This is a genomic window from uncultured Salinicola sp., assembly GCF_937921195.1.
GTDB lineage: Bacteria > Pseudomonadota > Gammaproteobacteria > Pseudomonadales > Halomonadaceae > Salinicola.
In genome coordinates this window covers 1-8,901 of record NZ_CALFQK010000059.1, presented here as the reverse complement: position 1 = coordinate 8,901, position 8,901 = coordinate 1, and the positions used below count along the sequence as shown (strand labels likewise).

At 65.9% G+C, this 8,901-nt stretch carries 9 protein-coding genes and 1 pseudogene; 7 read left to right on the top strand and 3 right to left on the bottom strand.

Going from position 1 to position 8,901, the window contains the following annotated elements:
- The 3 genes from Q0602_RS05165 to Q0602_RS05155 form a co-directional block, all read left to right on the top strand.
- Window positions 1-312, top strand: a 312-nt coding sequence (locus Q0602_RS05165; protein WP_298839886.1) for an amidase family protein, incomplete at its 5' end; no start/stop codon positions are given.
- A gap of 144 nt (window positions 313-456) precedes the next feature.
- On the top strand, window positions 457-942 hold the full coding sequence (locus Q0602_RS05160; protein ID WP_367276919.1) for an MFS transporter: 486 nt from the start codon (window positions 457-459) through the stop codon (window positions 940-942).
- Between the two features lie 348 nt (window positions 943-1,290).
- Window positions 1,291-1,590, top strand: a complete 300-nt coding sequence (locus tag Q0602_RS05155; protein WP_298839881.1) for a hypothetical protein — start codon at window positions 1,291-1,293, stop codon at window positions 1,588-1,590.
- On the opposite strand, the pseudogene Q0602_RS05150 reads toward Q0602_RS05155, so the two are convergent.
- Together Q0602_RS05150 and Q0602_RS05145 are read right to left on the bottom strand one after the other, a co-directional pair.
- Window positions 1,539-2,285: pseudogene (locus Q0602_RS05150) on the bottom strand (glutamine amidotransferase); the annotation flags it as partial. The gene Q0602_RS05155 and the pseudogene Q0602_RS05150 sit on opposite strands and share 52 nt — an antisense overlap.
- Before the next feature lie 89 nt (window positions 2,286-2,374).
- Window positions 2,375-3,370, bottom strand: a complete 996-nt coding sequence (locus Q0602_RS05145) for a hypothetical protein (RefSeq protein WP_298839879.1) — start codon at window positions 3,368-3,370, stop codon at window positions 2,375-2,377.
- Window positions 3,371-3,465: 95 nt separating this feature from the next.
- Here Q0602_RS05145 and Q0602_RS05140 point away from each other — a divergent pair, with 95 nt between their 5' ends.
- Window positions 3,466-4,341 (top strand): LysR family transcriptional regulator, encoded by an 876-nt coding sequence (locus tag Q0602_RS05140; RefSeq protein ID WP_298839876.1) that lies wholly within the window; start codon window positions 3,466-3,468, stop codon window positions 4,339-4,341.
- Between the two features lie 32 nt (window positions 4,342-4,373).
- On the opposite strand, the gene Q0602_RS05135 is transcribed toward Q0602_RS05140, so the two are convergent.
- Window positions 4,374-5,354 (bottom strand): AraC family transcriptional regulator, encoded by a 981-nt coding sequence (locus Q0602_RS05135; RefSeq protein WP_298839873.1) that lies wholly within the window; start codon window positions 5,352-5,354, stop codon window positions 4,374-4,376.
- An 81-nt stretch (window positions 5,355-5,435) separates the two neighbouring features.
- On the opposite strand from Q0602_RS05135, the gene Q0602_RS05130 reads away from it, so the two are divergent.
- The 3 genes from Q0602_RS05130 to Q0602_RS05120 all read left to right on the top strand — a co-directional run.
- Window positions 5,436-6,668, top strand: a complete 1,233-nt coding sequence (locus Q0602_RS05130) for an MFS transporter (protein WP_298839870.1) — start codon at window positions 5,436-5,438, stop codon at window positions 6,666-6,668.
- 133 nt (window positions 6,669-6,801) lie between these two features.
- Window positions 6,802-8,466: a phosphoglucomutase (alpha-D-glucose-1,6-bisphosphate-dependent) gene (gene pgm / locus Q0602_RS05125; protein WP_295037054.1), complete on the top strand. Its 1,665-nt coding sequence runs from the start codon at window positions 6,802-6,804 to the stop codon at window positions 8,464-8,466.
- 14 nt (window positions 8,467-8,480) lie between these two features.
- On the top strand, window positions 8,481-8,901 hold a 421-nt coding region (locus tag Q0602_RS05120; RefSeq protein ID WP_298839866.1), incomplete at its 3' end, for a hypothetical protein.

The window sequence follows — 8,901 nt, the reverse complement described above, 5'->3', positions numbered from 1 at the left end:
CGGATGGCCGAATTCCACCAGCATTACGATCTGCTGGTGACCCCGACGCTGCCCCTCTCGGCCTTCGCCGCCGGCCACGAAGTCCCGCCGGGCAGCGACTATGTCGACTGGGTGGACTGGACCCCGTTCAGCTACCCCTTCAACCTCACCCAGCAACCCGCCGCCTCGATGCCCTGCGGTCTGGACGACGCTGGCTTGCCGGTCGGTCTGCACCTGGTCGGGCCGCGCTATCGTGATGACCGCGTGATAGCCGTGGCCCGGTTACTGGAAACGCAACTGCCCAGATTGGTGCCGCCGTTGGCGATGGCGTGAGCGGGCCGGTATCGTCTTCGGCGCCGAGTGGCTATCTTGAGTTGCTCGAGACCTTACGCCTGGTCTGACACGGGAGCCCCCATGAACGCCGCCCGACCGACGACGCTTTCCGCCGCATACAGCCTCTGAACGCTACTGCTGGGCGTGGGGCTGCTGATGATGGGCAACGGGCTGCAGGGGGCACTGCTCGGCGTGTGCGCGTCGGCGGCGGAATTCGGCAATACCGTGACCGGTCTGGTGATATCGGCCTACTTCGTCGGTTTCCTGGCCGGCTCCGCGCTGACGCCACGCAAGCTTCGCGAGGTCGGCCATGTTCGGGTTTTCGCCGCGTTGGCTTCGATCACGTCGGTGGCGATTCTGGTTCACGCGCTGTTCGTCGATCCGCTGGTGTGGGCGGCGATGCGCTTTGTCACCGGCTTCACTTACGCGGGGCTCTATGTCGTCGCCGAGAGCTGGCTCAACGGCTACGCCAGCAACCGGCTGCGCGGTCGTCTGCTCGCGACCTACATGGTAATCAGCTATATCGGCATGGATGGCGGTCAGCGGCTGCTGGGCAGTGCCGACCCGAATGGCATGGCGCTGTCCTGCTGGTGTCGATTCTCGTATCGCTGGCGCTGGTGCCGATCCTGATCACCTATACACCGCAGCCCGAGATCAACACAACCGAGAGCATGAGCTTGCGCGCGCTCTACCGGCTCTCGCCGCTAGGTACGGTCGGCTGCTTCATGACCGGCGTCACCAACGGAGCGTTATTCGGCATGGGGGCGGTATTCGCCAGCGACAGCGGCCTCGACGTGGGTGAAGTGTCGATCTTCATGGAGGCGTTCATCTTCGGAGGCGCGGTGGTGCAGTGGCCGCTGGGCAAGCTCTCGAATAAGGTCGATCGTCAGTGGGTGGTCGTCACAGTGGCGCTGACTGCCGTCGCGCTGGCACTTTTCGGCGCGGTCTCCAGCGGCTGGTCACCGCGAGCGCGAGCTAGTGCTGGCACTGGGTGTCGGCGCCATTCTTGGCCCTGCCAGCGCTGGCCTCTTGATGGAGTGGTTGGGGCCGAACGGTTTCCTGTGGGATCTCGCCATCATGCACGTGGTCATGGTCGCGTTTGGGCTCTACTGCATCCGCGTCCACCCGACGCGCGACTCCGACGAGCAGGGCCATTACGTGATGACGCCTTCGGACACCGCGCCGCTCGGCACCGCCTGGGCGGAAGAAGCGACGCAGGATTTCGGTCAGCTGGAACTGAAGCTGTCCGGCGATGGGGAGAGCAGCGAGTCGGCATGAGGGGGGGCGGCACGATCTTGGTCGAGGTTGGCGAGCCATTCACCCCAGAGCTTCTCTGCAGCGCGGGAGAGCGCTGAGTGATGGCGGGTGGTATCGCGGCGCAGCGTGTTCGGGTCGATTCCGGTGTTTGCCAGTTCCGTGGCGTGGCCGATCAACCAAGGCTCGATCGTGGCGGTGAACTCCGGGTGGCACTGCAATCCCAGCTGATTGCTGCCTCTCGAGAACGCTTGAATGGGGCAAGAAGGCGTCGAGGCAAGCGCGGTGCAGCCGGTCGGAAGCTCGACGATATCGCCGTGCCAGTGCAACACCGAAACCGCCGATAGAGGGTGCAAGGGGCTCAGGTGGCCAGCTTCGCTCAGCGTGAGCGGCGCCCAGCCAATCTCCTTCGCTGGTCCAGGATAGACATCGGCGCCCAGGGCTGCCGCCATCAACTGCGCGCCCAGGCAGATACCAAGCGTGGGCCGGTCTCTGGCCAGTCGCCTTTCCAGCATCGCGATCTGCTGCGGAACGATCGGGTAGCGGGTTCGATCATTGACGCCTATCGGCCCTCCCAGAACGATCAGCAGCTCGGGGTCCTCGTGCTCGATGCACTCGAGATCGTCGACAGTGGCATCGCGGTAGTCGATGGTATAGCCGGCCGCGAGCAGGGCCGGCTCCAGAGTGCCGAGGCCTTCGAAGGCGATATGTCGTATCGCGACGGCATGGCGTTTTGGCTATCTCTGTGTCTGTCGTTCCATCAAGGTGACTCTCTCGGTGGTGTCGTCGAGAACGGCCTGGAAGGCGATCACGCTCTTCGATGGGCGAGCAGGGCTTCCAGGTCCTTGAGTGCGGCTGCGGCCGTCGCCATTGGCTCCGGTCCACAGCCGATGGCGGTAATCTCGCCCATTTCGCGAGACGTGATTCGCACCGCCTTGTCCTTGCCCGCCACTCGGCTCAGCGGATCGTCGGGTGGGAGTGCTTCCACGCCGACCCGGGCCCGCCAGCTGCCGGCGTCGTTCTCCAGACGGGCAGTTAGCCTGGGAGTGCGTCCTTGTTCACGCCACTGCGCCATTGTTGCCGGGGTGGCCGTTTCCAGGCCGGAGACCGAGATCGCTTCGGGCGAGAGCATCAGCCCGAGCCCGAAGTTGGCAATCAGTAGGAGCTTGGCGGCGGTGTCCCGCCCCTGCACATCGTTGGTCGGATCACGCTCCGCGATGCCGGCTCGCTGGACGCTCTCCAGCGCCTCGGCATAGGGTGTGCCACTCGCCATGGCACTCAGCAGGTAATTGGTCGCTGCGGTAAAGATGCCCTCGATCTTCGTCACCTCGCAGCCACGCAGGCTGTGTTCGAGCAGGTCCAATGCGGGGAGAGCGGCGCCGGCGGCGGCACTGAGTTTGATGCGAGAACCGCTCTCTGTCGCCAGCTTGCGCAGCCTGGGACCGTCGAGCCACAAGGCAGCCTTGGAGACCACGATGACATCGCTGCCTCGTCGCAAAGCCGGCTCCAGGTAGCCCAGCCCAGGCTCACCATCGCGGAAGTTCGATGGGCCGGCCTCGATCAGAACGTGCGGCGAAAACGATGCGAGAAAGTCGGGACCGTAGGATTCGCGGTCGAGCGTCTCCAGCCGCTCGGCGCTCAGCCCCCTGGCGTCGCCGGTACCGCGGTCTGAGCGACAAACCGCGACCAGTCTCACCTCCATGCCGAATCGGTCTCGGTAGGTCGGAATCCTCTCGAGCAGCAGCGCCGCGATGGTGCGACCGACGAGGCCGAAACCAGCGATAGCAACGTTGATATGAGGCATGTCGGCTCCTTCAGCGTGGGAATCTTAGTGTGAGGTTTGACGTTTCTTGATGTAAAACGGTCTTTTGTTGACCTCAGCCAAACGAAACGTGATCAATGATCGTGGAACTGAAGACCCTGGTCGCCGTTGCCGAATGCGGCACCTTCGCCGAGGCCGGCCGACGCCTGGGGCTGACACAGGCGGCGGTCAGCGGGCACATGCGGCGCCTGGAAACGCATCTCGGGTATCCGCTTTTCGACCGGACCGGCCGCTCGGCATCGCTCAACGCCGATGGCATGCGAACCCTGGCGCGCGCCCAGACGTTGCTGGCGGATTTCGCATCGCTTGGCGATCGAGATGAAACGGGGGAAGTGGGATTCCGGCGCATCGGCGCCATCGCTTCAATGCAGTCGACGGTCGTCACGCGAGCGCTTGTGCCATTTCAGGCGCGGTACCCGCGTTATCGCGTGCATATCGTCGGTGGCTTGTCGCTGCAGTTGCTCGATGGTCTGGACCGTCGCGAACTCGATCTCTGCGTCATGATTCGGCCTGCTCTAGCATTGCCCGAAGAGTTCGTCTTCGAGCCGCTCGTCAGTGAACCCTATCGGCTGCTGGTTGCGGCCGCCGAGATCGCGGAACAGAAGATCCCGAGCGTTCGATCATGGCTCGCGAACCGCTCACTGATTCGCTATGAGCGCGGCTCTTTCGGCGGGCGACAGCTGGATCAGTTCCTGCGCTCGCGGCAACTGCCGCTGCAGGAGACGATAGAGGTCGATGACATCGCGGCCATGATCGCCATGGTCAGACACCGCCTCGGCGTCGCGCTGGTGCCCATGACCGAATCGATGCTGCCGCTACCCGATGACATCTGCGCGCTCCCGCTGGCTGAGGCGGCACCTGCTCGCGAGATCGGCATCATCCGTCGCCAGAAGGCCGTGTCGCCCGTGACGGACTATCTCGTGACCTGCCTGATCGGCGCCGTCGATGTCTGAAAGTCGATTCCTGAAGGGAGAAACGCGAGCGATCATTCCGCCTGCCTCACGGCGCCCGGCGTCTTGCCGGTGGCGCGCTTGAAGGCGCGGCTGAAGGCGGCCTGGGAGCCGTAGCCGAGGCGTTCGGCGACCTGCTCGATCGACACTTGCCGCTCGGCGATCCACTGCGTGGCCAGACGCATACGGAGCTGGGTGACATAGCCCAGCGGCGATATGCCAAGAGAGCTTCGGAAGCGTGCGGCGAATACCGAGCGGGAGCTACCCATCTCCGCGGCCATGGCGGCCACCGTCCAGTCGCGTCCGGGATCGCGGTGTACCGCGGCGATGACCCTGCCCAGGCGCGGATCGCGCAGCGCCTCGACCCAGCCGCCCACTTCCGCGCAGCCGCACTCGACCCAGCCTCGCACGATGCTGGCGGCGACCACGTCGGCCAGCCGCGAGAGGATGCCCGCGGCACCCGCGCGCTCGAGCCCCGACTCCCGCGCCATCGCCTCGAGCATCGGCAGCATCTCCGGATAGCGGGAGAGCAGCGTTCCCACGTGCATCACCGCCGGCATCATCGGGATCAAGGGCTGCATGCCGCCCAGGTCGAACTGCATGCAGCCGCTGAACAGGCGCACGGGGGGAACGCCGCCATCGGTTGGCGAGCCCTCACCGACGCAGCTGAAGCCGGCGCAAAGCGGCAGTGCACCGATCTGCCCGATGTCACGGCTCTCCACCTCGGGTGAAGAGAGCAGGCAGTGCTGTCCTCCCCGCGGCAGCAGCACGGCGTCGCCCGTCTCCAGAACCTGCTCTTCGTCTCCGAGCCGCAGCATGACCGGCCCCTGGGCGACAAAGTGAAACTGGGCGCACTGGCTATCGGTGTCGAAACGGATGCCGAAAGGGGGCGCCATCTGGACGCATCGATAGTTCAGCCCCGACAGGCGCATGCCAAGGAGCAGCTCGTTGATCCATTCGCTGGAGCGGGCGGGCGAGCCGATGTCGGTCAAAATCTCGGACTTTTGATCAATCATGTCGGAGCTTTGGTGATAGATGATCCTGAAATCCTACTTTAGTCTATGCAGTATCCCAAGCCTTCAATCGGAAATATCGACATGACGACGCAAGATGCTCAACATGCCACGGACAAGCCGCCGGTGCCGTCGCGCTGGCTTGCCGTATTCTCGCTGACGATGGGGGTTTTCAGCCTGGTCATGGCTGAATTCCTGCCGGCCAGCCTGCTGACCCCGATGGCGGATTCGCTGGCGATCAGCGAGGGCCAGGCGGGGCAGGCCGTCACGGTGACGGCGGTGGTGGCGCTGCTGTCCGGGTTGCTGGTGACCTCCGTCACCCAGCGACTCGATCGTCGCCACGTGCTGCTGGCGTTCTCCGGGCTAATGATCGCCGCCAACCTGCTGGTCGCCTACTCGCCGGACCTGATCTGGCTATTGGCCGGGCGGGTGCTGCTGGGCGTGGCGCTGGGCGGATTCTGGGCGCTCTCCGCCGCTACCGTGATGCGGCTGGTGTCGGAGCACGACGTCCCGCGCGCGCTCTCCCTGCTGTTCACCGGCGTGCCCATCGCCACCATCAGTGCCGCCGCACTGGGCAGCTATCTCGGCGACCTGGTGGGCTGGCGCAACGTCTTTCTGCTCGCCACCGCGATATCGGTGCTGACGCTGGTCTTCCAGTACATCACCCTGCCGCGCATGACACCGGAGCATCCGACGCCGCTCGGCACGCTGGTGAGCGTGATGAAACGGCCGGGCATGGTGGTCGGTATCGTGGCCATCCTGCTGGTGTTCTGCGGCCATTTCGCCTTCTTTACCTACGTCCGCCCGTTTCTCGAGGGCGTGTCGCACATGGGTATCAACGCGTTGTCGTCGACCCTGCTGGCGTTCGGCGTGGCGAACTTCGTCGGGACCCTGGCCGCGGGCTACCTGCTCGAGCGCAGTCTGCGCCTGACGCTGCTGCTGATGCCGCTGATCATGGGCTCGCTGGGCTGGCTGCTGGCCACGCTGGGCGGCTTCTCGATGGGGACCGATGCGCTCATGGTCGCGCTGTGGGGCTTCGCCTTCGGCGCCGTGCCGGTCGCCTGGTCGACCTGGATCACTCGTGTCGTGCCGGACGAAGCCGAGAGCGGCGGCGGCTTGATCGTGGCCTCGATCCAGCTGGCGATCGCCCTGGGCGCGGCGGTCGGCGGGGTGATGTTCGATATCGGTGGTGTCCTGGGCGTCTGCGCCACCGCTGGCACGCTGCTGCTGGCCGCGGCCGCACTGGTTCTCGTGGGCGTGAGAACGAGGCCGGCAGCGGCAGGCGAGGACGACACGGCGGTGGTGGCCTGCCAGTAGGCGATGCGGTGGCGGCGGACGGCCGGGCAGGGTGAGCGCGGGCGCCGGGCCGGGCTCGTCTTGCCTGTCGGGCCGTGAAGATGGTCTGCTATAAGGAAGGCATCCCTCCCCAGACCATCGAAAGGAACTGACGATGAGCATCGATTCCCAAGCAGGACGCTTGCCGGACGAGCACGGCCTAACCAACATTCCGCGCCTGGTGTCACGCTACTACAGCGAGCGGCCGGACCCCAGCGACCCGGGCCAGCAGGTGGCCTTCGGCACCTCCGGCCATCGCGGTTCCTCGCTGAAGACCAGTTTCAACGAATGGCACATCCTGGCCACGACCCAGGCGATCTGCGAGTACCGCGAAGCGCAGGGCGTCGACGGCCCGCTGTTCATCGGCATGGATACCCACGCGCTCTCCGAGCCGGCATTCGTCTCGGCACTGGAAGTGCTGGCGGCCAACGGCGTTGAGACGCGCATCGACGCCGGTTGCGACGAGACCGGTGGCGAGGTGGGGTATACGCCGACACCGGCGATCTCCAACGCCATTCTGGTTCACAACCAGGGCCGCAGCGGCGGTTTGGCCGACGGCATCGTGATCACGCCCTCGCACAACCCGCCGGGGGATGGCGGGTTCAAGTACAACCCCACCAATGGCGGGCCGGCCGATACCAACGTCACCAAGTGGATCCAGGAGCGGGCCAACGAACTGCTCGCCGGCGGGCTCGAGGGCGTTCGCCGCGTCGCTTACGCCGACGCGCTGAAGGCACCGACCACCCAGCGTTTCGATTTCATCGACAGCTACGTCGGTGGCCTCGACAAGGTCATCGACATGGCCGCGATCCGCGACTCCGGGCTCAAGTTCGGCGTCGACCCGCTGGGTGGGGCCGGGGTGCACTACTGGCCACGGATCGCCGCGAAGTACGACCTGCCGCTGGAAGTGATCTCGACCACCGTCGATCCGACCTTCCGCTTCATGCGCGTCGACTGGGACGGCAAGATCCGCATGGACTGCTCGTCGCCCTACGCCATGGCCGGCCTGATCGAGAACAAGGATCGCTTCGACGTCTCGTTCGCCTGCGATACCGATCACGATCGCCACGGCATCGTCGCCCGCTCGAGCGGGCTGCTGAATCCCAACCACTATCTCGCCGTCGCCATCGAATACCTCTTCACCCATCGTCCGAACTGGAGCGGCAAGGCCGCCATCGGCAAGACGCTGGTCTCGTCGTCGATGATCGATTACGTCGCACAAGGGCTGGGGCGGGACGTGGTCGAGGTGCCGGTGGGCTTCAAGTGGTTCGTCGATGGCCTGATCGAGGGCAGCCTCGGCTTCGGGGGCGAGGAGTCCGCCGGCGCCTCGTTCCTGACACTGGACGGCAAGCCGTGGTCCACCGACAAGGATGGCATCATTCTCGGCCTGCTCGCCGCCGAGATCACCGCCGTCACCGGCAAGGACCCGGGCGAACGCTACCAGGCGCTGACCGAACGCTTCGGAGCGCCGGTCTATGAACGCGTCGATGCGCCGGCCAACCGCGAGCAGAAAGCCAGGCTCGGCAAGCTGTCCCCCGAGCAGGTCACCGCCGACACGCTGGCCGGCCATCCGATCACCCGCAAACTGACCGAGGCCCCGGGCAACGGTGCCGCCATCGGCGGCCTGAAAGTGGTCACCGACGCCGGCTGGTTCGCCGCACGCCCCTCCGGTACCGAGGACGTCTACAAGATCTACGCCGAGAGTTTCCAGGGCGAGGCTCATCTCAAGCAGATTCAGCAGGAAGCCAAGGCGCTGGTCGACGAGGTCCTGGCCGGGTGACCGGCTGATCCCCGATGTCGGCACCGATCGGTAACCGCCTGCGGCGACGCCTGCGTGAAATGGCCAGCTACCGGGACGTGCTGGTGCGTTTCCCGCTGGTGGTCGCGCTGCTGCTGGCGGCGACCTTCGTCGCCAACCTGGCGATCGAGGAGGTCGGGCCGGAGGAACCGGTGTGGCGTGCGCTGATCGGGCTGGCGTGTGCCGCGGTGGCGGCACTCTCGGCCACCTTGACTCTCGAGGCCGTGCAGCGCCGGCGCGGGACGGTCGGCGCGGGTGCGCGCCAGCTGGCGGCGGCGGTCGCCGGGGCGTGCGGGTTCTGCCTGGTCTGGTTCCAGGACGCACTGCATACCTCGACGTGGCTGCTGGCGGTTGCTGTCGTCGCGCTGGTTCCGCTGTCGCCCTATCTCGCGGGAGGCTCCGGCGCGGCATTCCGGG